Raw genomic sequence first — 24,000 nt, forward strand, 5'->3', positions numbered from 1 at the left:
ATCTCTTGAAATCCCAAAAAATGCACACTTTTTCCGGTATACCCTTCAAAACCCTTGCACTTTTTTTCTGTTTATCAGCCTCTAACCTTTGATATATCAAGGTTTTAGGTTTATTCAGCAAACCCTAGATATTTAATATATTTGTCAGAATCAGGATGTCCAGGATTTAAGGATTTTCAGGATGGAGATATTTAATATTTTCAGAATATGATTATATTACTTTCGATATAAAGATTTTGAATGTTTTTTGATAAATACTATATTATTACAATCTCCAAATCATCTTGAACAAAATCCCAATAAAAATCCTGAAAATCCTCAAATCCTGGATATCCTAATTCTGACAAAAAATCTCTCAATCATCATCAAAAAATCCAAATAAAAATCCTGAAAATCCTCACATCCTGGATATCCTAATTCTGACAAAAAAATCTCTCAATCATCATCAAAAAATCCCAATAAAAATCCTGAAAATCCTCACATCCTGGATATCCTGATTCTGACAAAAATCTCTCAATCATCATCAAAAAATCCCAATAAAAATCCTGAAAATCCTCAAATCCTGGATATCCTGATTCTGACAAAAATCTCTCAATCATCATCAAAAAATCCCAATAAAAATCCTGAAAATCCTCAAATCCTGGATATCCTGATTCTGACAAAAAAATCTCTCAATCATCATCAAAACATCCAAATAAAAATCCTGTAAATCCTCAAATCCTGGATATCCTGATTCTGACAAAAAAAATCTCTCAATCATCATCAAAACATCCAAATAAAAATCCTGTAAATCCTCAAATCCTGGATATCCTGATTCTGACAAAAACCTCATTTACTCAATCGGAAACCCAGGAATAATTTGATCAATTTCTCCCATAATACGTAAAGTTTCAGTTAACACAACCACGATTTTTTGATAATGGATAATTTCCTCATTTGATAATTTGCGTTTAGCATTTTTTCTGTCCTTTAACCATTTATCTAAAACTTGATATCCACCAATCTTAAATTCCCAGATATGTTGAGGAATATCTGTAAAATAATTCTGTTTATTAATATATACCCTTTGTAATTCTGAATTATAGGTGACTTCAGTAATTTGATGATCTCCTATTTCCTGATATGTTGTAATTAAATTATTCAGAATATCAGATTTCATTAAATGTAAATTAACTAATGCTTCTCCTTTGTTTGCTAAAGCATTAAATAGATTTTGATTACTTGTCAAAGGAAGACGGGGAAAATCTATTTTAAGAAATTCAGCGTATCTACTGCGATAAGTAGGACTATGAAAAATAGCATAAGCATAGTAAAATATTTGTTCTGGTGTGGGTATTTTACCGAGTTTATTTTTAATCGCTTCTAAAAATTGAGAAGATAAATTAGGAGTTTTTTCAATAAAAAGACTCGTTTGTTTATTTTCAGTATTAGGGTAGATATAGAGAGGAAAAATACTTGGTCTTCCTCTATTACTAAAAAAACTACGATTATCAGCAATTGTATTACAAACCATAAAATGTGTATATTGATTATCTCCTGAAGCTACTTGTCGCATTAATAATAAACCCAAATTATCTTGAATTAAATTATTTAAAACTTTTTCTTGCATTCTTCTTAAAATGCTGTGATAATAGGTAAATCTTATATCAAATGGTCGGTAGTAAATAGGTTTAATTAATTCTTGTTTTACGCCGTCTCTAACAATTAATAAACGAGATTTAAAAAAATTCCAGTTGGGAGAATCGGAAATTTTATAAATTTCAGCTATATCTTGATCCAAAATTTTATCATTGCATAAGGTTTGCATAACTTCCAACAATGTATCTCGTTCAAAAGCAATTAAAACATCGTCTTTACCTGTTTCTATAACATTAGAGTAAACTGAAAATATGTCTTGAACACTCCACAAAGTTTGATACTCTTGTTCTATATCTACAGAAAAATTTCTGGGGTTTAAAAAATAATTAGGTGCAGTAGGTTTAACCTCTATCCAATTAACATTATCCAAACTTGTAGACTCTAAAAAATTATATTTTTCCTCCCGACATCCCCACAAATCATAATAAAAAACCTGCGCTAACTCCTTCACCCCATCTCTAGATTTATAAGCAGTAGAAAAATAATCAGGTGCGCTTTTTTCCCTGACAGCAATTAAAATCGCTACCCCTTGCTGAATATCAAAAACATTTTCATCAACACCCCCATCGGGTGAGGTTTCTTTTAATAAAGAATTACCATGTAAATCCATTATATATAAAGTATCAAAATACTTTAATAACTCCTCTCTCATTCCTCGATGAATCAAACCATTAATATAGGAATGATTAGTAATAAAACCGATAATTCCATAACCTTGAGGAGTTTTTTGAATTTGATATTGTGCAAACCGAATAAATTTAATATAATCATCATCTAAAGGTTGAATATTTTTCTCACCTTCTAATCTCACCCTACCTTTATATAATTCTAAAAGTTCCCCAATATGGGTTAATTCTGTAACTGTTTTTCCAGCTTTACCATTTTTCAAAACTTTATTCCACACTAAACCCGTATATTCAACATCTGCTAAATATTTCTCATCTTTATTTAAAATTCTCTTGCGTTTACTCGCATTTTGTGAACTGACAGAATAGGGAGGATTACCCAATACTACCATAATGGGAATTTCTGTTTTCACATTTGCAGCTTGACTAGATTCTTCCGCGATAATTTGGGTAATACCAGGAATTAAATCACCTTGTTTTATCCCTTCTTCCAAAGCATTAGTTAAATAGATTTTTAACCTTTCATCCGGTGCAAACTCATATTTAAAATCTGCTAATAATAACCCTAATTTTAAATGTGCTATTGTATAAGCAGTCATTAATAATTCAAATCCAAATAAACGATTTAAAACTTCTGCATCTTTTAACCACAGATTCCATCTATCAACACCATATTTAGCAACATTATCACGCATTTGTTTAATAACTGCATATAAAAATGTCCCTGTTCCCGTTGCAGGATCAAGAATTGTTACTCGTCTATTACCTAACCCGTATTCTAAATCAAAAATATTTCTATCAGTTAAAATATCATTAACTGCACGCACAATAAAATTAACTACAGGTTCAGGAGTATAATAAACACCGCGACTTTTTCTTAAAGATGCTTGATAAGCTGCTAAAAATGTTTCATAAAAATGCAAAACTGGATCTTCCGTTCGCGTTTCTCGACCAAAATTTTCTAAAATATTGGTCATATCTATTGTGTTAAATAATTCTATTAAATTTTCAATTGATTTGTGAATTTTACTAACACTATTAGCACCATTAGCATTAATTACTATATCGAAAAACCCTTTTAAAAAAGGTATTCTTTCAGTAATATAAATACTAGCATTGGTGCGGTTAAAAACAAAATCTCCTGGGTTTTGTGCATGATTTATCTTTGCAGTAAATAAACCATAAGCGATAGTTTGGGCGTACATATCCGCAAAACTAGCGTTATCTATATCTAAAAGTAGTAATTTTTTAAATGTTTCTTTTAATTCTTTTAATTCGTCCGTAGTTGTTTCAATAATCAAAGATGATGCAATAGCATTTCTGATAGTTTTAGTATAAGTTGCCATTGCTTTAGCCAAATCATAATAGTTATTAATGTCTTTGGCTTTTTGATTAATAAATGACTGTAATAATTCTGTTATCGGTTGTAAATCATCAACCAAAGAAATTTCATTGTCTTTGATATTAGCTAATTTAGCTATTTTTGCACATTCACCATCTACATACCAACGAAAATCTAGATAATTTGTTAATATAAAATTATAACCAATATTAGATTCTAAATAGCGTTTAATTTGTTCAGATTTATCTAACTTACTAATATCAACATTAACATCCTTAGCCTCAATATATCCCACAACCCGATCATTTTTTCTAATAGTCAGGTCAGGAATACCAGCTTGATTACCTTTTTCTTCCACTATAACATTAACACCAATAATCAAACCCTCTATCAGACGTTCTAAACTAGAGTAATGACTACGTTCACCACCATGTTTAATCTTGTCTTGTAAATCTTGGATATAATTATTAAAATCTGACATAAGTCTCTAAAAACCTCTTACCTTTGTGTACTTTGCGTCCTTTGCGGTTCAATCAAATTAAGCCTGGGATAATTTTCCATTGTTAGATAAAAATCAAATGACACATTTGGCTTATTACCATCTTATAGAATTTCTATAGTCAACCTAATTAATTACTTAATGGGGGAGGAAAACGAATATCTGTGTTAAATTGGTTAATCCTAGAACTTTGATAAATTGGTAAAACACATTCTAAATTTTCATGGGGACGGGGAATAATATGATGGGAAAGTATCTCACCACCATTCACTTTTAAAACTGATTCTAATCCTTCTGTGACTGCCATTTTCACTTCAGCCACATCACCACGAATTAAAATTGTAATTCTGCCTAAATCGGTATTTTCATAACCTACAAATGTGATTCTAGCTGCTTTACACATTGCGTCTGCTGCTTCCACTGCTGCGGGAACACCATATACTTCTATCATGCCTAATGCTAATGTCAATGTTGTTTTCCTCCTATTGTTAGCTCAAATTTTGTTAGCTCAAATTGGCGTAAACCATTAATAAAACCTCAATTCCCAAAGAATTTTCAGACTGTCACCTGTCACCTGTTCCCTGTCACCTACTATAGTTATCTGGAATACCTACAGGTGATAAACCAGCGATCGCTCTTAAATTTTGACACCTAATTAATTCATTAAAATCTAAACCAGAACGCCCTTCAATTTTTGCTACTGTTTCAATGGCAGTTAACAAATGTTGGGCTGCTTCTGCTTCTGAATAACCCCGTCTTTGGGCGATAAAAACGGCTGTTGTATCGGCTTTTAATTGTGATGCTTGGGATTGATTGATGCGCCAGATTCGCACCCCAGCTAAAGCACTTAATCCCCCAGCTATAATTACACCTATCACATCAGACTGAGCAGCTTCCACTACTCCACCCAATAACCCTGCTAAAAACACTCCTTGATAAATGTCTGGTTGTATCCACTTCACCCCTGTTAACCAACTTACCTGATGTAACAGTAGTAAATCTCGCTGTGGTTTTGTCAAGCGTCGCCACAAATCAAAATTAATATATATTGGTCTATCCTGACTCCAGGGTAAGGGAAAAGCGGCATCTATGACTTGACTTTGTTCTGGTTTACTGACAATTTTAGTCATCATCCGCCCAGAAGCGGGCATGACATCTAACAAACGGCGAATTTCAATATTTGGCTCTATCATTTTCATTATTAGAGATAATATTATTATGTATATTAATTTACTACTAAAACTTTACTGAAAATATTTATATGGACGCTTTTGCTCCCACACCACCAGAATGGACAAATCAAGCAGTTCACGCTTATGAATTTTGCTGTCCCAAATGTCACTCTAGCAGTAGAGAAGCGGTACAAGTTTGGTTAAATCGGCGATCGCCTGTGACAACACCAGAAAATCGTCGCAAATGGCAAGAATTTTACCTGTGTCATTGTGGTTGTGCTTGGTGGGCTTGGAGTAGCGATCGCAAAGCTCCCAACTAATATCAATCACATATAGACAGTGACAATTAAGAAAGCAGACAGGCAGGGTGCAGGGTGCAGAGTGCAGGGGTAAAAGAGTTTATATTCTGACTCCTGACTCCTGACTTCTGACTCCTGACTCCTGACTCCTGTACGGGCGTTCGCGAAGCGTGCTGGAAGCATCAGCATTCGGGCAATCAATTATCAATTTTTGTCTAAGGTTATTTTCCTGTAAGGGCGAAGCATTCGGACGATAAATTATCAATTTTTATCACAGGCTATTTTCCGAATGCTTCGCCCCTACTTCGCCCCTACTGACTTCTTCTACATAAGCTTTCACTTGCAAATCAATACCAGTAATTGCAGTACCAACTACAACTGCATCAGCACCTACTAAATTCAATGCTTTTTTTGCTTCTTTGGGGGAAGAAATACCACCTTCACAAATAACAAAGGTATCTAATTTTTCTACTATCTGTGTGAGAAGTTCCCAACCAGGAGGGGCAAAATTTTTAGTTTCCGCAGTGTACCCAAAAAGAGTAGTACCAACAATATCAGCACCTGCGTCAACAGCTAATTTTGCAGAAGTAAATGTATCCACATCTGCCATGACTGGTTTACCTAATTCTTGATGAATGCGGGTAATAATATCAATTAATTTTTCATCACCTGGACGATATCTAGTAGTGGCATCTATAGCAATAATATCAGCACCAGCTTCAGCCACTGCTACAGCATGATGAAACTGGGGGGTAATATATACATCAGAACCTGCTATTACTTGTTTCCAAAGTCCAATAATTGGTACATTGACTTTTTCCCGCACGGCTTTAATATGATTGGGTGTGTCAATTCTCACAGCAACCGCACCATTATTAACTGCTGCTTGTGCCATTGCTGCAATAATATAAGGATCATGTAATGGTGAGTCTACAGGTGCTTGACAGGAAACAATTAAACCTTTTGGTAAATTAATCATGTTGAATTTTTAGTATTTTATAATCCAGCAATTTATCAAATATTCTGACTCCTGACTCCTGACTCCTGACTCCTGACTCCTGACTCCTACTTTAATTGTTTTGGTATCCAAACAGTAAAAATTGAACCCATACCTACAGTTGATTCTACTTCAATTCGACCCCGATGAAGTTCTACCAGTTGTTTAGTTAAAGCTAAACCAACTCCTGTACCTTCATAGCGACGACGATAGGGAGTATCAAGTTGTTGAAATTTCTCAAACAGTAATGGTAATTTTTCTTCTGGTATACCAATTCCAGTATCTTCTACTTGAAATACAGCGGTATTTTCTTCTACCCATAGACGTAACGTGACATTACCACCTTCTGGGGTGAACTTAATAGCATTAGTTAATAAATTCCAAAGAATTTGTTCTATTCTTCCAGAATCAGCTTGAAAAATATCACTGGTAGAATTAATTTGTAAATCAAGTTTCAGGGTAACTTTTTCACTGGTTGCTTTTTCTAATAAAGAGTCTAATATCTTTTCTGCTGACTTCACTAAAGAAAATTCAGCAATATTTAATACTGTTTTCCCCGCCTCAATCTGTGATAAATCGAGGATATCATTAATCATTTCTAATAAGTGTTCTCCGCTGTCATGGATAGTTTGTAAATAATCCCGTTGTCGTTGACTTAACTCACCCAAAGGCCAGCGCAATAATGTAGAAGACATCCCAATAACATAAGTTAAAGGAGTTAATAATTCATGGCTGATAGTAGCGAGAAATTCACTTCTGAGACGACTGGCTGCTTCTGCTGCTAAAAGTGCTTCTCGCATTGCCATTGTCCGTTCAATTACTCGTTGTTCTAAAGTTTGTTTTTCTTGAGTCAAAGTGCGTGTAGCTTCTCGCAAAGAACCCATTAATTCAGATTGATGAATAGCTATAGCTAACTGTTCTGCAACTGATGACAACAAGCTTTTTTCACTTTCACTCCAATTACGAGGAGTATGACATTGATGAGCAATTAATAAACCCCAAAGTTTATCTTCAAAAATAATCGGGGCTGCCAACTTTGCCCTAATTTTATTCTTCCTTAAAAAATTCAATAAACAATCTTCTAGGGAATAGGTTTTTTCTACATCATCTACTGCTAAAGTAAAACCTTGGTGATATTTTTCCCAAGATCCAGAATTTCGATTCAGACAGTTTTCTTCTTGCAAATTCAAAACAGAGGTAATCGAATCTTGTCCTAGAGATTCATATACTACACAACCCCCATACTGTTGACGGTCTTGTTCTGTAAGTTTAGAGTTGACTACAGTAGGTGCTAAATATTGACAGTTAAGAGATGTGTTTTGCGTATTAGCTGGAGATGATAAAAATTTATAGATGACTAATCTATCTAATTCCAAAAACTCACGTACTTGAGTAATTGCCGTGTCCATAATTACAGGCAAATCTAGACTTTTACGGATTTGCGTTGTTACCTTATTTAACAGCCGTTCTTGGGCAATTTGTTTTGTGAGAGCATCTTCTACAGGTTTACAACTAAAACCTTCCGTGAGAATGGAAATAGTAGATGTTTGTGCGTCCTTGTTAACAAGTGGGAGGAGATATTCCAATAACAATAGGGTGAATTTACTTTGCAGCGTTGCATCATTAGGAGCAAGAACTTGTTGATATTGTGTGATGTTTTTGTAAGTGTAAGAATGAGACTCAAATAAATTTCTTAAATTAGATACAAAAGCAGCGATCGCTTGGGAATTAAATGTCAAACTAGCATTTAAGCAATTTAAGGTAACATCTTCCTTGTGTGCTACCCTACTTCCATCCTCTCCTGCTTCTATGTTGCCTAACAACAGCGCACTAAATCGCTCAGAAACTACAAGCGTAAATCGTTGTTGTTGCCACTCAACAGGAATGAGAATCCGCGCCAGCACAGCTTCTGTAAGTACCAAAGCAGCACTGCCTATTGCTTGAGCCATCTGGTGCAACAACTCGCCAAGCCGATTAAATATACTTAAAGGCAAGGTTCGAGAAAAGCTCAAATCGGGAGAACTAAGCATTTTCAAAATTCTAATGAGATGGGCGGAATACCTAAGTAGGGTAATGGGGAATGGGTAATGGGTAATGGGGTTATTTACCTCCCCAGCTTCCCATCTCCCTATCTTCCCATCGTCTTAGCCTGTTCGTAGGACTTGCAGGATTTTTCCTGGTTTTTTGTGATTGTGTACTAATCAACAGTTTAAGGTAGTAATAAAGAATTATGCATCGTATAAGTGCCACACCAGGCGGATGGAATCAGTCAGACGGTTTAGTTTTTCTGGAACAAACCCCAGCCCCTTTCGTTTTGATTACTGCTGCTGACACCGACATTCAAACTTTAGCAGCAACAGTACCAAAATTACCTGCCGAATTTCCTCAAATTAGAGTTGCTAACCTGCTGCAACTACAGCAACAAATCAGTATTGATAATTATGGCGAACAAGTTTTAGAACTTGCCCAGGTAATTGTTTTGCGCCTATTAGGAGGAAGTTCCTATTGGGCGTATGGTTTGGAAGTGGTGCAGGAAATTGCCGCAAGTAATGGCATAACTTTAATTGTAATGCCTGGAGACGACGCTCTTGATCCAGATTTAATATCAAAATCAACTATTTCTACTGAACTTGTTAACCAAGTATGGCAGTATTTCCGGGAAGGTGGTATAGAAAATTTCCTGAATGCTCTACTTTTTATCTCTGATATTTCCCTCTTAACCACATTCAACCCCCCACAACCACAACCTGTTCCCCGTGTGGGATTGTATAAAGGACAGGGAGCAGGGAGCAGGGAGCAGGGGGAAGATTTTTCCCAGTTACCCAAAATAGGTATTTTATTCTACCGCGCCCATTATTTAGCCGGAAATACAAAAGTTATTGATGCTTTATGTACTGCATTAATCAAGAAAAATTTACAACCTGTACCGATTTTTGTTTCTTCTTTACGTGAACCAGGTGTAACTGATGAGTTAATCAAGTTTTTTCAACCTGAAGATTCTCAACCTATTAGCCTGTTATTAAACACTACCAGTTTTTCTCTAGCACGTTTGGAGACGGAAACACCGCAAATTGAACTGTGGGAAAAGTTAGATGTGCCGGTGTTACAGGTGATTCTTTGTGCTAGTTCAGTGGAACAGTGGGAAGCACAGTTACAGGGTTTAACTCCCCGTGATATGGCCATGAATGTGGCTTTACCAGAGGTAGATGGGCGGATTATTACTAGGGCGGTTTCTTTTAAAAGTTGGCAAACTCGCAATGATGACTTGGAAACTGATGTAGTCGTTTATGAACCTTTGAGCGATCGCATTGATTTTGTTGCCCAACTGGCTGCAAATTGGGTCCGATTACGCCATAAAATGCCCTCAGAACGTCGTCTATCTCTAATTTTGGCAAATTACCCCAACACCAATGGTAGGCTGGCTAATGGCGTAGGTTTGGATACTCCTGCTAGTTGTGTAGAAATCCTCAAGTCCTTAAAATCGGCTGGTTATGATGTGGGCGATATCCCCGCTGATGGTGATGAGTTAATTAAAATTTTAACTGCTGGTGTTACCAATGATCCAGAAGGAAAAGATTGGAAACGAGTAAATCAAAGTCTTTCTGTAGAAGAATATCAAGCGTATTTTGCTAGTTTACCCGCACCTGTACAACAAAGAATTATTGAACGTTGGGGAGATGGGGAGGTAAATAACCCAATCACCAATCACCAATTTCCGATTCCCGGTATTCAATTTGGTAATGTTTTTGTAGGTATTCAACCATCAAGGGGTTATGAAAATGATCCGAGTTTAAATTATCATGCACCAGATTTAGAACCAACTCACGATTATTTGGCTTTTTATTATTGGGTAAGAGAAATTTTTGGCAGTGATGCGATCATTCATGTCGGAAAACATGGCAATTTAGAATGGTTACCAGGTAAAAGTGTAGCTTTATCTAATACTTGTTATCCTGAAATAGCCTTTGGTCCCATGCCTCATTTATATCCTTTTATTGTTAATGATCCAGGTGAAGGTTCACAAGCTAAACGTCGTTCTCAAGCAGTAATCATTGACCATCTTACACCACCCATGACACGGGCGGAATTATATGGAGCATTGCAACAGGTAGAAAATTTAATTGATGAATATTACGAAGCAGAAACTTTAGATCCTTCTCGTTTACCCACATTACGCGATCGCATTCAAGAATTAGTCATCAAAGAAAATCTCTACAAAGATTTAGGTATCACTGATGAAAAGGATATTGTAAACTTTGAAAGTTTAATTTTAAACTCCTTAGATGGTTATTTGTGCGAACTCAAAGAAGCACAGATCCGCGACGGTTTACACATTTTCGGACAAGTTCCCCAAGGTAGACAACTAAGAGATTTAATCATTGCGATCGCCCGCATCCCCAACCGTCATTCTATCGGAATTACCCGTGCGATCGCAGAAAATTGGGGTTTAGATTTCGATCCTTTAACAACAGAATACAGTAATAAATTTCATCCTCCTGAAACTCTCTGTGCGCCTCTGCGTCTCTGCGTGCAAATTAAATCTTGTCATACCCACGGCGATGTCATTGAACTATTAGAAGAAGAAGCCGCTTTTTTAGTCGAAAAAATCATCAATTCCCAGTCACCAGTCACCAGTCACCAGTCACCAGTCCTTAACTGGATAGAATTAAAACTTCTTCCAGCATTAAAAAACACAACCCAAGAAATTACCAACTTACTTAAAGGAATAGATGGAAAATATGTTCCTAGTGCTGCATCTGGCGCACCGACAAGAGGAAGGCCAGAAGTTCTTCCCACAGGTAAAAATTTCTATGCTGTAGATATTCGCGCTATTCCTACAGAAACCGCCTGGGATGTGGGCAGAAAAGCAGCAGAAAATCTCATTGAAACCTACACTCAAGAACATGGAGAATATCCCAAAACTCTGGGTTTATCAGTTTGGGGAACTTCTACCATGAGAACAGGAGGAGATGATATTGCGGAAGCTTTAGCTTTACTTGGTGTGCAACCGATTTGGGATGGTGCAGCTAGAAGAGTAGTAGATTTTGAAATTCTACCTTTATCAATTTTAGGTCGTCCCCGTGTTGATGTGACTTTGAGAATTTCGGGATTTTTCCGTGATGCTTTTCCTAATTTAATTGATCTATTTTCTCAAGCAGTGGCAGCGGTTGCAAGTTTAGATGAACCAGAGGAGGAAAACCCGTTAGTAGGTGCGGTAAAGCAAGATATTGATTTATGGACACAACAAGGTTTAAGTTTAGAAGATGCCAAAGAGCGATCGCTTTATCGGGTTTTTGGTTCTAAACCCGGTGCTTATGGTGCTGGACTTCAAGGTTTAATCTCTTCCCAAAACTGGCAAACTGATCAAGATTTAGCCCAAGCTTACATCAACTGGAGTTCCTACGCTTACAAGGGAACAGAGAATCATAATACTGTCACCTCTCAAGAAGTATTTGTCGAAAGATTAAAAAAAATGCAGGTTGTTCTACATAATCAAGATAATCGAGAACATGATTTACTTGATTCTGATGACTATTATCAGTTTCAAGGTGGTTTAACTGCTGCGGTTCGTTCTCTCCAAGGCAAAAACCCCGAAACTTATTTTGGTGATAATGCTAATACATCTCAACCCAAAGTCCGTAAACTCAAAGAAGAAATTACCAGGGTTTATCGTTCCCGTGTGGTTAACCCGAAATGGATAGCAGGGGTAATGCGTCATGGTTATAAAGGCGCGTTTGAAATGGCAGCAACGGTAGATTTTTTATTTGCCTACGATGCCACCGCCCAATGTGTGGAAAATTATATGTATCAGGGAATTGTAGATAATTATTTACAAGATTCTGTAGTTTGTGAGTTTATTCACAACAAAAACCCTTGGGCTTTGCGAGATATAGCTGAAAGGTTGCTAGAAGCACACAAACGAGGTTTATGGGAAGATGTCAATTTAGAAACTTTGGAAAATTTGAGAAATTTAGTCCATGAAGCAGAAGCAGCTATAGAAGAAAATTAGTTATTGGGCATTGAACATTAGGTTATTCATCCGCCCAATCACCAATCACCAATCACTTATTGATTCCTATGCTGATTGATCAAATATTCTGACTCCTGTACAGGTGAAGCATTCGGGACATCAATTATCAATTCTCGTCCAAGGCTATTTTCCGAATGCTTCGCCCCTAAGACTCCTGACTCCTGACACATTAGCTAAAGTGGCATTAATGCCCGTTGGCATTTGGGACAAACAGCATGAATAGTTAATTGACAATCTAATAAGTGATAACCTTCTTTTTGGGCTGTTTTTGCACCGATTTTCAAAATTGAATCGTTTTTGAACTCAATTGTAGTATTACAACGAACACAAATCAGATGGTGGTGATGATGGGGGTAAGGTTGGTTAATTTCATAGTGTTTATGTCCTTCACCCAACTCTAGTTCCCGTAAAATTCCCATCCTGGACATTAACTTGAGGGTGCGATAGATGGTTGATAAACTGATACCCTCACCATCACTTTCTAGGCGATGATAAAGATCCTCAGCACTTAAATGTTCACCCTGGGGAAGTTCTTGAAATATATGTAGAATTGTTTCTCGTTGAGGAGTTAAACGCCAGCCTCGGTCGTTTAGTTCTGCCTTAAGTGAACCAGTTGTGTAGACAGTCATACTAAATTTTCTCAACAAAGCCTGTTAATTGAGAATATAACAAATATTAGGAGCAATTTGCAACAATCCTAACTTATTGAGAATGTTTGTTAGTTGTTATTGGGCATGGGGCATGGGGCATGGGGCATTGGGTTATTCATCTTCCCAATCACCAATCACCAATCACCAATCACCAATCACCAATCACCCTAACTTAAAGATTCTAAATAGTCGCGGACGAGGTTACGGCGCTTGGGTTGGCGAAGTTTTTGTAAGGCTTTGGATTCTATTTGTCGTACTCTTTCTCGTGAGAGGTCTAAAGCGCGGCCTATTTCGGCTAATGAATAGGGATGTCCATCGGATAAACCAAACCGCATCAAAATCACTTCACGTTCACGGGTGGTTAAATCTGCTAGTAAATGCTGCAAATCTTTATGTAAAGATTCTCGCATTAACATTTCTTCTGGGGTAACGCTATCAGTTTCTAATAAATCTCCTAACTCGGTGTCTTTGTCTTTCCCTACTTTGGTTTCTAGTGAAACAGAACGAGGAACTCGCAACAACACTTCCCGCACTTGGGTAGGTGTCATATCTAACTCAAGTGCTAAATCTTCTAAAGTAGGTGTACGACCTTTTTCTTGAGCAATTTTCCGTTGTGCTTTTTTGATTTTGTTGAGTTTTTCGGTAATATGAACAGGTAGGCGAATTGTCCGGCTGGAAGTAGCGATCGCTCTGGTTATTCCTTGACGTATCCACCAATAAGCATAGGTACTAAAACGATAACCCTTTGTAGGATCAAATTTCTCTACTGCTCGTTCTAATCCTAAAGTACCTTCTTGTACTAAATCTAATAATTCCAAGCCACGATTTTGATACTTTTTGGCAACAGATACTACAAGGCGCAAGTTAGCCTTGATCATGTGTTCTTTGGCTTGAAGTCCTTGAGATTGAATTTCATCAAGTTCTTCTACTGTCAACTTGGCAATTTCCGCCCAGCGTTTTTTACCTTCTGATAATGTAGGTTTAAGCTCGGATAATTCTATGCCAGCAGTTTTAGCCCATCTTTCTAATGAGGGGCGGTGTCCTAATTCAGATACTAAACGCTCCTGAACTTCTATTAAATTCAGATAAGGGGCAATTACAGCGTCACCTTGTTTTGCTGCGTTAGCAAGCACGATCCGCATCCGCAAATATCGCTGTACTTTTTGAGCTTCGGAAACTTCTTCATCCCGCCCTAACAAACGTACTCGGCCAATTTCTTGAAGGTATAAACGTACTAGGTCTGTACTACGACGGTTGGTATTATTTGCAGCCAAGTTATGAGGATCAACAGCAGCTATTTCTATATCTTGTAGTTCATCTAGGGACAAATCACCCTCATCAATATTGAGATCAGAATTTAGATCAGAGTCTAATGTTAGGTTAGACTTTTGGGAATCGTAGGCTGCATCTGTGTGAAAAGATGTTGCGGGCATAATGTCTTAATTGTGAAGGTACTAATAGATTACGGTCAGCTAAAATCGCTAAAATTACGGTCAGATCATCAACTGTTGCTATTGTTCCCGTAATTCACGATGAAATAACACAATTGAATTTTGCAGTACAATTCTTTGCAGAAGGAAGATTGTACTAATTCTGCGGGGCTGTCTGAAAAGTAGGTGGCGAATATAATTCGCTAGTACACAACTCAACTTACCCTACCTAAGCTACAACCAAAATTATTAATGGTATAAAATTAGATTCTTGAACTCACTTAGGGATACACTTTTACCGAATTTTTTTGGTGACTGTAGGTTTTTGATTGAACTCATAGACGTTTCTAGCTACAGCCAGGCTGGAAACACAGTAGCGGTATGTAGAGATGTTCTGGTGGAACTTCTCTAAGGACGAACGTCTGTATAGCAGTCAAAGCTTCTTGGTACATAGGGAAAGTAAATAAAAAGTACATCAATTGTTGACTTCATTTACCTGCTTTTTGCGGTAATCACTGACTTAGTTAACTGAGATGTTCTAGGAATATTTACGGTTATTTTCATAACTATGTACAATTCTATCCCTAGTAATTTTGCTGTTGATAAACTACATAGTTATATTTACATGATGGGGGAAGTAGTTTCCTGACGATTTAACAATTTCTTTAGTGATTATTTGGTAATTAGCAGATGTGAGTTACGAAATAATGCTTATAGTGGAGCATGGTGCAAGCCATTAATTTATTGGTGATATTCTGGCTTAGTATCTCTTAACATGAGTTCATCTAATGCCTGTTTGGGTGTAACTTGAGTTTCCAATAACCGATAAACCTGCTCAGTAATAGGCATAGTAATATTTTGCTCCTGGGATATTTGCATCAAAACTTGACAAGTGTTTACACCTTCAGCGGTTCCTGGTAAAGAGGCGAGAATTTCTGTCAGCGTTTTTCCACTGGCCAACTGATAGCCGACTTGATAATTACGGCTTAAGGGGCTGTTGCAGGTGGCTAACAAATCTCCTAGACCGGATAAACCATAAAAAGTTTCCGTTTTTGCGCCTAAAACTTTACCAATACGAATGATTTCTGTCAAGCCGCGAGTTACTAAAGCTGCTTTGGCATTAGTTCCCAAATGCAAACCATCACAGACACCAGATGCGATCGCCATCACGTTTTTGAGTGTACCACCTAGTTCCACACCTACCGGATCAGAGTTAGTATACACACGAAAACGTCCAGAAGAAAAGACTTGTTGCACGACTTGGGCAGCAGCGGTATTTTTGCTGGCTACTACGGTAGCAGCGGGTAAACCCTGAGAAATTTCTTCAGATAAATTAGGGCCTGAAAGGACAACTACTGAATGATCAGGAAATTCGGTTTGCCAAATTTGGGAAGGTGTACGGGTTGTTTTCGCATCTAAACCTTTGGTAGCGGTAACAAATATTGTCTGTGGAGATACTTGACAAGATTTAACCGATAACGCTACATCCTGTACACCTTTCATAGATATAGCGGATAGGACTATTTCGGCATTTTTAACAACATCCTCTAAGGAAAGATCACCCTGGCGTGACCATAAACGCACCTGATGATCATTTGCACGTGCTAAATTTGCCAGGGTTGTACCCCAAGCACCTGCACCTAAAATAGCGATCGTTTTGGTCATTGGTAATGGGTAATGGATAATGGGTAATTGGTAATTAGTAATTGGGGAAGAAGGGAACAGGGAACAGGGAAAGAATTTTCTCCCCAGTCACCAGTCACCAGTCACCAGTCACCAGTCCCCTATCTGGGATAACGTTTCATTAATTCCCTGACTTGTTCAGCATGATAGGAGCTTCTTGTCAAGGGGGAAGAAACAACTTGTAAAAATCCGATTTCTTCACCATAAGCTTGCCAAGCTGCAAATTGTTCAGGAGTAATAAAATCAGTAACTTGCAGATGTTTTTGACTGGGTTGGAGGTATTGCCCAATGGTCAAAATATCACATTTTACTGATCGTAAATCTTGCATGACTTGGCGAACTTCGGCATCTGTTTCACCTAAGCCGACCATGATACCAGATTTGGTGTAAGTGCTAGGGCAAATTTGGTGAGTACGTTCTAACAGAACCATCGTTCTTTGATAGTCACCTTGGGGACGTACTCGACGATACAAACGTGGGACGGTTTCCGTATTATGGTTTGTGACTTCTGGTTTAGCCTGGAGTATGATTTCTAGTGCATCCCAGTTTCCGCATAAATCAGGAATTAGCACTTCAATAGTAGTTTTGGGTGATACTTCACGAACTGCGTTAATACACTTAACAAACTGGGACGCACCACCATCTACTAAATCATCTCTGTTCACGGAAGTAATCACGACGTGATTTAGCTGCATTCTGCGAACAGCCTCCGCGAGTCTTGCGGGTTCGGTGGGATCTAAGGGTTTGGGTTTTTTCTCAAAGTCAATATCACAGTAAGGACAAGCTCTGGTACAGGCTGGACCCATAATTAAAAATGTAGCAGTTCCAGCGTTGAAACATTCGCCAATGTTGGGACAGGATGCTTCTTCACAAACTGTATTCAGGGCTAAATCCCGTAAAATTTCTTTAACGTTACCAACGCGCTCCCACTGCGGTGCTTTTACCCGCAACCAGTCTGGTTTTACAGTCACAATCCGCTTTGTTTACTGAAGTTATACAACTATAATCCTAGCAAGCAAAGTCCTTTATAAAATATTTTGTTTTTTTATTTGGCTATGGTTATGATATACTAGTCTTGATAAGCATATTTTTTTTACGGGATGTAGCGCAGCTTGGTAGCGCACTTCGTTCGGGACGAAGGGGCCGCTGGTTCGAATCCAGTCATCCCGATTTTTTTATCATGTATAATTTTTTGCTAACTTGCCTGGTCAGTTTTGGTGTAATATTTTAAGCTAAACCATTAATATTAAAAATCCTACAGTACAGTAAATGTTTGAGCAAACTTTTAAAAATATTGATGATGTTCTCTGGAAAGAGGCCGGGTGTACTACAGAGTTAGATTACACTGAACAAACTTCATGGTTATTGTTTTTGAAGTATTTGGATGATTTAGAACAGGAACGATTTGATAAAGCAAAATTAAGTGGCGAATCTTATGCGTTTATTATTGATGAAAAACATCGTTGGTCTGTTTGGGCAGCACCAAAAAATACTTCGACTTCGCTCAGTAAGCAGGGTAAATTAGATCATGATCATGCCTTGACTGGTGATGATTTGATTGATTATGTAAATGATCAGTTATTCCCTTATTTACGGAGTTTTAAGGAACGGTCTAGCGGTTCAGATACCATAGAATATAAGATTGGGGAAATTTTTGGCGAGATAAAAAATAAGTTTCAAAGTGGTTATAGTTTGCGGGATGCGTTGGAATTTATTGATGAATTAAGATTTAGATCCCAGCAGGAAAAACATGAGTTATCCCATCTCTATGAAGCGAAAATCAAGAATATGGGAAATGCGGGGCGTAATGGTGGAGAATATTATACACCACGTCCTTTAATTCGGGCAATAATTCAGGTGATCAAGCCGAAAATCGGGGAAAAAATTTATGATGGTGCTTGTGGTTCGGCGGGTTTTTTATGTGAAAGTTATGATTATTTAAGACAGGGTTTCGGCTTCGCTCAACCCAGGGGTAATTTAACTACTAAACAACTGGAAATACTGCAAAAAAATACTTTTACAGGGAAAGAAAAGAAAAGTTTAGCTTATGTTATTGGCATCATGAATATGATTTTACATGGGATTGATGCCCCGAATATTATTCATACTAATACTTTGACGGAAAATCTTAGTGATGTTCAAGATAAAGATCGTTTTGATGTGATTTTAGCTAATCCTCCTTTTGGGGGGAAGGAACGGAAGGAAGTACAGAACAATTTTAATATTAAAACTGGAGAAACAGCGTTTTTATTTTTACAGCATTTTATCAAAATGTTGAAGGTTGGTGGTAGGGCGGCGGTAGTTATTAAAAATACCTTTCTTTCTAATTCTGATAATGCTTCCCGTGCTTTGCGTCAAGAGCTTTTGAGTAGTTGTAATTTGCATACTATTTTAGATTGTCCTGGGGGTACTTTTATCGGGGCGGGGGTGAAAACTGTAGTTTTATTTTTTGAGAAAGTTCCCTTCGACTCCGCTCAGGGAACGCCTTTAGACGCTATTCAGACTACACCGATTTTTAATCAAGGTAAGTCTATAAATGAACAAATGGCGACTAAAAAGATTTGGTATTATCAATTAGATCCGGGGCGAAGTTTGGGGAAAACTAATCCTTTAAATGATGATGATTTACGGGAGTTTGTGGAGTTACAAGCTACTTTTGCAGAGTCGGAAAAGTCTTGGTTGGTGGATGTTGCTGATATTGATCAGGAGTCGTTTGATTTATCAGTGAAGAATCCCACTAAGGGGGAAGAAGTGATGTTAAGAGAACCCCAGGATATTTTGGATGAAATTACAGTTTTGGATCTGGAAAGTGCTGATATTTTGGCAGATATTGGAGGGATGTTATGAGAGAAGGTTGGGAAGTAAAAACTTTAGGAAGTTTATGTGATTTCATTCGCGGACCATTTGGAGGTAGTCTTAAAAAATCCTGTTTTAAAAGTTCTGGATATGCGGTTTATGAGCAACAACACGCAATTTATAATCAGTTCAAGGAAATTCGATATTTTATTAATGAATCAAAATATCAAGAGATGAAGAGATTTGAGATTTTTCCAGGTGATTTAATTATGAGTTGTTCGGGAACTATGGGAAAAGTTGCAATAGTTCCTGATGGTATTCATAAAGGAATTATAAACCAAGCTCTTCTGAAACTTGCTCCTAGACAGGATATTAATGCTAATTTTTTAAAATATTGGATGAGTAGTCCAAATTTTCAAAATCAAATTTTAAACCTTTCTATGGGCGTTGCAATTAAAAATGTTGCTTCTGTAAAAGTTCTTAAAGAAATTCTAATTAATTTACCACCACTTCCAGAACAAAAGAGAATTGTAGCAATATTGGATGAAGCATTTGAGGGGATTGATAGAGCAATAAGCAACACAGAAAAAAACCTCAGCAATGCACGGGAACTATTTGAAAGTTATCTAAATTCTATTTTTAGTCAAAAAGGCGAAGGTTGGGAAGAGAAGAAATTAGAGGATGTTTGCAGTATTACATCTAAACTCGTTGATCCTCGACAACCAGAGTTTATTGATTTACCACATATTGGCGCAGGTAATATGATTTCTATGACTGGGGAACTAATAGAGGTTAAAACTGCCAGACAAGAACAACTAATATCTGGAAAATTTCTTTTTGATGAAACTATGGTTCTCTATAGTAAAATTCGTCCTTACTTAATGAAAGCTTGTAGACCTGATTTTAGTGGTCTTTGTAGTGCAGATGTTTATCCACTACTTCCTAATAATGAAGAATTAAACAGAGATTTCTTATTTTATATTCTTATGAGTCGAGATTTTACAAATTATGCAATTTCAGGTTCAGACCGAGCAGGAATGCCGAAGGTAAACCGAGATCATCTTTTTAGATATAGTACATGGATTCCTAGTATTTCAGATCAAATAAATATTGCACAAAAAATTGATGAATTATTTACTGAAACCCAACGCCTTGAAAATATCTACCTTCAAAAAATCGCCGCATTAAAAGAACTGAAACAAAGCATCTTGCAAAAAGCCTTTGCAGGGGAATTAACAGCAGATAACTCGAAAACCGAAAAGGGGCAAGTAGCCGCATGATTATCTTAAAAAAGTGTTTTAGAGCAAATCGAGATTAGCAACCCTCAATTCCTGAAACCCTCGCAAAATCAACAAAAAAGTGTTTTAGAGCAAATCGAGATTAGCAACTCTCAATTCCCGAAACCCTTGTAAAATCAACAAAAAAGTGTTTTAGAGCAAATCTAATTGCTAGAACTAGATAAAAGTGGTATTCATGTTGCCTCATACCTGACCGTGTTACCACTTAAAGAGTTGTTACAAGCTAAACTACAAGAAGCGATCGCTACTGCCCGTCGCCGACTGCCATATTCTCAAGATGAGCCATAATAAATACAGCACAACTTATTGATGATTAACCACTAACCGAAAATTTCCCAAAATTTAATTTATGTTGATTGATCAAATTATCCAAGAACTGCGAGACATTCCTGAAGATAAATTAGCAGAAATCTATGATATAATCCACCACTTTCGTCTAGGCTTACAAGAAGAATTATCTGCGGAAGAAACACCTACAGAAATCGTCATCGAAGGTATTCATCAAGGCATCAGAGAGGCTTTAAGTGGGCAAACTCTACCCCTTTCACAAATGTGGGATGGTATTGATGCAGAGTGAACCATTGATCCAAATTGCTCTTACACCTCGATTTCAAAGGGATTTAAGAGAACTTGCTAAACGCTATCGTTCAATTCGCAGTGATATTCAACCCTTAATTGAACAACTGCAAACAGGAGAAACTCCTGGAGATAGAATTTCTGGGCTGAAATATCAGGTGTTTAAAGTTCGTCTGAAAAATAGCAACATTCAAAAAGGAAAAAGTGGAGGTTATCGAGTCATTTATTATGTGAAAACTGCCCAAGCCATCATACTCACTACGATCTATTCTAAATCCGATATTTCAGATGTGAGTAATGAAATAATTGAAGAAGCGATCGCCAAATATGAAGAAGAAAATCAAATAGAAGATAATCCAAACTAACACTACAAATTAAGTTAAATTTACTTAACTACTGTCAACTGTCAACTGTCAACTGTCAACTGTCAACTGTCCAATGAACGAAGCCGAAACCCGCGCCGAATTAATTGACCCCGCCCTTACTGCTGCTGGTTGGGGAGTAGTTGAAAATAGCCGCATCCGTCGAGAAGTCATCGCCCCTGGCCGTTTAATTGGCAATGGTAAACGGGCTAAAGCAGACATCGCTGATTATGTATTAGTTTATCGTGGTGAAAAACTCGCTGTTATTGAAGCTAAAAAACGCGATTTACCCGATACAGAAGGTCTAGCACAGGCGAAAAAATACGCCGAAAAATTAAAAACTCGCTTTGCATATTCTACCAATGGTGTGGGCATTTACCAAGTAGATATGCACACCGGAAAAGAAGGTTATATCAACAAATATCCCACTCCCGATGAACTCTGGAAAGCTACCTGGCGGTTGAGCGAAGTCGAAACCAGCGAAGTCGAAACCAGCGAAGTCGAAACCAGCGAAGTCGAAACCAGCGAAGCGAATACATGGCGCGATCGCTTTGCAACTATTCCCTTTGAAGACAAAAGCGGTACGTGGGAAGCTCGATACTATCAACATAATGCCATCAAATATGTGTTAGAGGCGATCGCTCAAGGACAAAACCGAATTTTATTAACCATGGCCACTGGTACAGGTAAAACTTTTATCGCTTTCCAACTGGCCTGGAAACTCTTCCAAAGCCGATGGAACTTGAACTATAACCCCACACTTCGACTTACTTCGACTTCGCTCAGTACAAGTCGCTCAGTGACCACACGCCGCCCTAGAATACTATTTTTAGCAGATCGTAATATTCTCGCCGACCAAGCTTTTAACGCCTTTTCTGCCTTTGCTGATGATGCTTTAGTTCGCATAGATCCCGAAACCATCAAAAAACGGGGTCGAGTTCCCAAAAATGGCAGCATCTTTTTTACAATTTTCCAAACCTTCATGACTAAAAAAAGCGGTTCTCTGAGCAGTTGTCTGAGCGAAGTCGAAGACAACACCCCCAAATTTAACGACTATCCCCCCAACTTTTTCGACTTTATTATTATTGATGAATGTCACCGAGGGGGAGCAAGTGACGAAAGCACCTGGCGAGGAATTTTAGAATACTTTTCCCCTGCGGTACAACTAGGACTTACTGCTACACCCAAACGCAAAAATAATGCTGATACTTACGCTTATTTCGGCGAACCAGTTTATACTTATGCTTTAAAAGATGGTATTAATGATGGGTTTTTAACTCCCTTTAAAGTCAGGGAAATAGAAACTAGTTTAGATGAATATATTTACAGTCCTGATGATGATGTCATAGAAGGGGCGATAGATGATGAAAAAACCTATACAGAAACAGACTTTAACCGCATTATTGAAATTGAAGAACGGGAACGCTACCGAGTGCAATTGTTCATGGAGGAAATAGATCAAAATCAAAAAACTCTAGTATTTTGTGCTAACCAAGATCATGCCCTAGCGGTAAGAAATTTAATCAATCAAATCAAGATTAGTCATAATCCTAATTATTGCCACAGAGTGACAGCTAATGATGGAAAATTAGGAGAACAACACCTGAAGAATTTTCAAGATAATGAAAAAAATATTCCTACTATTTTAACAACTTCTCAAAAACTTTCTACCGGAGTTGACGCTCGCAATGTGCGGAATATAGTTTTAATGCGTCCTATTAATTCCATGATTGAATTTAAACAAATTATCGGTCGTGGTACTCGGTTATATGATGGTAAGGATTATTTTACTATTTATGATTTTGTCAAAGCTTATGAACATTTTAACGATCCAGAATGGGATGGTGAACCCCAAGAACCTGTAAAAGTTACCAACAGAAAAGCACGGGAATTATCACCAAATACAGATAAGAATACCACAAAAGAAAGAACCGAAAAAACAGAAGATACCACACCTAAAATAATTAAAGTTAAATTAGGAGATGGTAAGGAAAGAACTATTCAACATCAAATATCTACCAGCTTTTGGAGTGTAGACGGTAAACCCATAACGTCCGCAGAATTTATAGAAAGGCTTTTTGGTGAAATTCCCGAATTGTTTAAAAATGAAAATGAATTAAGAACTATTTGGAGTCGTCCAGATACTCGAAAAGCACTGTTAGAAGGATTATCAGAAAAAGGTTATGATGCAGAACAATTAACAGTAATTAGCCGTTTAATTAATGCGGAAAAAAGTGATTTATATGATGTATTAGCTTATATTGCTTATGCTGCTGTACCTATTAGCCGTCGGGAAAGGGTTTTAGCTCATAAATCGTTAATTTTCTCTAAATATGTAGGTAAACAACAGGAATTTCTTGATTTTGTCTTGGATCAATATATTAAAGATGGAGTAGAAGAACTGGATCGATCTAAGTTACCCCAATTATTAGAGTTGAAATACCATACTATTCATGATGCTATTAAAGAATTAGGTAGCGTTGCTAATATCAGTGAAGTATTTATCGGGTTTCAGCAGTATTTGTATTCACAGGATATAGCAGCTTAATTGTCGCAATCTATCAAATTAAGCTTCCAAATGACGATTATAAACACCAAGAG

The 24,000-nt window shown here is 37.2% G+C and carries 17 protein-coding genes and 1 tRNA gene; 9 read left to right on the forward strand and 9 right to left on the reverse strand.

Going from position 1 to position 24,000, the window contains the following annotated elements; genetic code table 11:
* Nucleotides 1–832 precede the first annotated feature (832 nt).
* From FFR48_RS02190 to FFR48_RS02200, 3 genes are all read right to left on the reverse strand, one after another.
* Nucleotides 833–4,087 (reverse strand): type ISP restriction/modification enzyme, encoded by a 3,255-nt coding sequence (locus FFR48_RS02190; RefSeq protein ID WP_137666217.1) that lies wholly within the window; start codon nucleotides 4,085–4,087, stop codon nucleotides 833–835.
* A gap of 148 nt (nucleotides 4,088–4,235) precedes the next feature.
* Complete coding sequence (locus FFR48_RS02195; RefSeq protein WP_137666218.1) at nucleotides 4,236–4,574, reverse strand: carbon dioxide-concentrating mechanism protein CcmK; 339 nt, start codon at nucleotides 4,572–4,574, stop codon at nucleotides 4,236–4,238.
* 115 nt (nucleotides 4,575–4,689) lie between these two features.
* The gene (locus FFR48_RS02200) at nucleotides 4,690–5,295 is read right to left on the reverse strand and encodes a DUF3318 domain-containing protein (protein WP_137666247.1); all 606 of its coding nucleotides are present in this window, start codon (nucleotides 5,293–5,295) and stop codon (nucleotides 4,690–4,692) included.
* Between the two features lie 71 nt (nucleotides 5,296–5,366).
* On the opposite strand from FFR48_RS02200, the gene FFR48_RS02205 reads away from it, so the two are divergent.
* Nucleotides 5,367–5,597, forward strand: a complete 231-nt coding sequence (locus tag FFR48_RS02205; protein ID WP_096572155.1) for a hypothetical protein — start codon at nucleotides 5,367–5,369, stop codon at nucleotides 5,595–5,597.
* A gap of 250 nt (nucleotides 5,598–5,847) precedes the next feature.
* Here FFR48_RS02205 and FFR48_RS02210 read toward each other — a convergent pair whose 3' ends face one another.
* Nucleotides 5,848–6,555, reverse strand: coding sequence for an N-acetylmannosamine-6-phosphate 2-epimerase (locus tag FFR48_RS02210; RefSeq protein WP_137666219.1), 708 nt, complete (start codon nucleotides 6,553–6,555; stop codon nucleotides 5,848–5,850).
* An 86-nt stretch (nucleotides 6,556–6,641) separates the two neighbouring features.
* On the reverse strand, nucleotides 6,642–8,603 hold the full coding sequence (locus FFR48_RS02215; RefSeq protein ID WP_137666220.1) for a GAF domain-containing sensor histidine kinase: 1,962 nt from the start codon (nucleotides 8,601–8,603) through the stop codon (nucleotides 6,642–6,644).
* 200 nt (nucleotides 8,604–8,803) lie between these two features.
* Here FFR48_RS02215 and cobN point away from each other — a divergent pair, with 200 nt between their 5' ends.
* A complete protein-coding gene (cobN, locus tag FFR48_RS02220) occupies nucleotides 8,804–12,583 on the forward strand; it encodes a cobaltochelatase subunit CobN (protein ID WP_137666221.1) in 3,780 nt (1,259 codons plus the stop codon).
* Between the two features lie 194 nt (nucleotides 12,584–12,777).
* Here the strand turns inward: cobN and FFR48_RS02225 are convergent, their stop codons facing one another.
* The 4 genes from FFR48_RS02225 to lipA all read right to left on the reverse strand — a co-directional run bounded on the left by FFR48_RS02225 (nucleotide 12,778) and on the right by lipA (nucleotide 17,338).
* The gene (locus FFR48_RS02225; RefSeq protein ID WP_096572159.1) at nucleotides 12,778–13,233 is read right to left on the reverse strand and encodes a Fur family transcriptional regulator; all 456 of its coding nucleotides are present in this window, start codon (nucleotides 13,231–13,233) and stop codon (nucleotides 12,778–12,780) included.
* 188 nt (nucleotides 13,234–13,421) lie between these two features.
* Nucleotides 13,422–14,687: an RNA polymerase sigma factor SigC gene (sigC, locus tag FFR48_RS02230; protein WP_137666222.1), complete on the reverse strand. Its 1,266-nt coding sequence runs from the start codon at nucleotides 14,685–14,687 to the stop codon at nucleotides 13,422–13,424.
* A gap of 738 nt (nucleotides 14,688–15,425) precedes the next feature.
* On the reverse strand, nucleotides 15,426–16,349 hold the full coding sequence (locus tag FFR48_RS02235; protein ID WP_137666223.1) for an NAD(P)H-dependent glycerol-3-phosphate dehydrogenase: 924 nt from the start codon (nucleotides 16,347–16,349) through the stop codon (nucleotides 15,426–15,428).
* 119 nt (nucleotides 16,350–16,468) lie between these two features.
* Complete coding sequence (gene lipA, locus FFR48_RS02240; RefSeq protein WP_137666224.1) at nucleotides 16,469–17,338, reverse strand: lipoyl synthase; 870 nt, start codon at nucleotides 17,336–17,338, stop codon at nucleotides 16,469–16,471.
* 125 nt (nucleotides 17,339–17,463) lie between these two features.
* Between lipA and FFR48_RS02245 the strand changes: the two genes are divergently transcribed.
* From FFR48_RS02245 to hsdR, 7 genes are all read left to right on the forward strand, one after another.
* Nucleotides 17,464–17,537: transfer RNA gene (locus FFR48_RS02245), tRNA-Pro, on the forward strand.
* Between the two features lie 99 nt (nucleotides 17,538–17,636).
* Nucleotides 17,637–19,214 (forward strand): class I SAM-dependent DNA methyltransferase, encoded by a 1,578-nt coding sequence (locus tag FFR48_RS02250; RefSeq protein ID WP_137666225.1) that lies wholly within the window; start codon nucleotides 17,637–17,639, stop codon nucleotides 19,212–19,214.
* A complete protein-coding gene (locus tag FFR48_RS02255; RefSeq protein ID WP_137666226.1) occupies nucleotides 19,211–20,443 on the forward strand; it encodes a restriction endonuclease subunit S in 1,233 nt (410 codons plus the stop codon). Before FFR48_RS02250 ends, FFR48_RS02255 begins: the two co-directional genes overlap by 4 nt.
* A 165-nt stretch (nucleotides 20,444–20,608) precedes the next feature.
* Nucleotides 20,609–20,749, forward strand: a complete 141-nt coding sequence (locus tag FFR48_RS02260) for a hypothetical protein (RefSeq protein ID WP_201277561.1) — start codon at nucleotides 20,609–20,611, stop codon at nucleotides 20,747–20,749.
* Nucleotides 20,750–20,810: 61 nt separating this feature from the next.
* Complete coding sequence (locus FFR48_RS02265; RefSeq protein ID WP_137666227.1) at nucleotides 20,811–21,038, forward strand: hypothetical protein; 228 nt, start codon at nucleotides 20,811–20,813, stop codon at nucleotides 21,036–21,038.
* Nucleotides 21,028–21,402, forward strand: a complete 375-nt coding sequence (locus tag FFR48_RS02270) for a type II toxin-antitoxin system RelE family toxin (protein WP_137666228.1) — start codon at nucleotides 21,028–21,030, stop codon at nucleotides 21,400–21,402. Before FFR48_RS02265 ends, FFR48_RS02270 begins: the two co-directional genes overlap by 11 nt.
* Before the next feature lie 73 nt (nucleotides 21,403–21,475).
* Nucleotides 21,476–23,947, forward strand: a complete 2,472-nt coding sequence (gene hsdR, locus FFR48_RS02275; RefSeq protein ID WP_137666229.1) for an EcoAI/FtnUII family type I restriction enzme subunit R — start codon at nucleotides 21,476–21,478, stop codon at nucleotides 23,945–23,947.
* Nucleotides 23,948–24,000: the final 53 nt, after the last annotated feature.

It is taken from the genome of Sphaerospermopsis reniformis (assembly GCF_005402885.1).
In the GTDB taxonomy this organism is placed as follows: Bacteria; Cyanobacteriota; Cyanobacteriia; order Cyanobacteriales; family Nostocaceae; genus Sphaerospermopsis; species Sphaerospermopsis kisseleviana.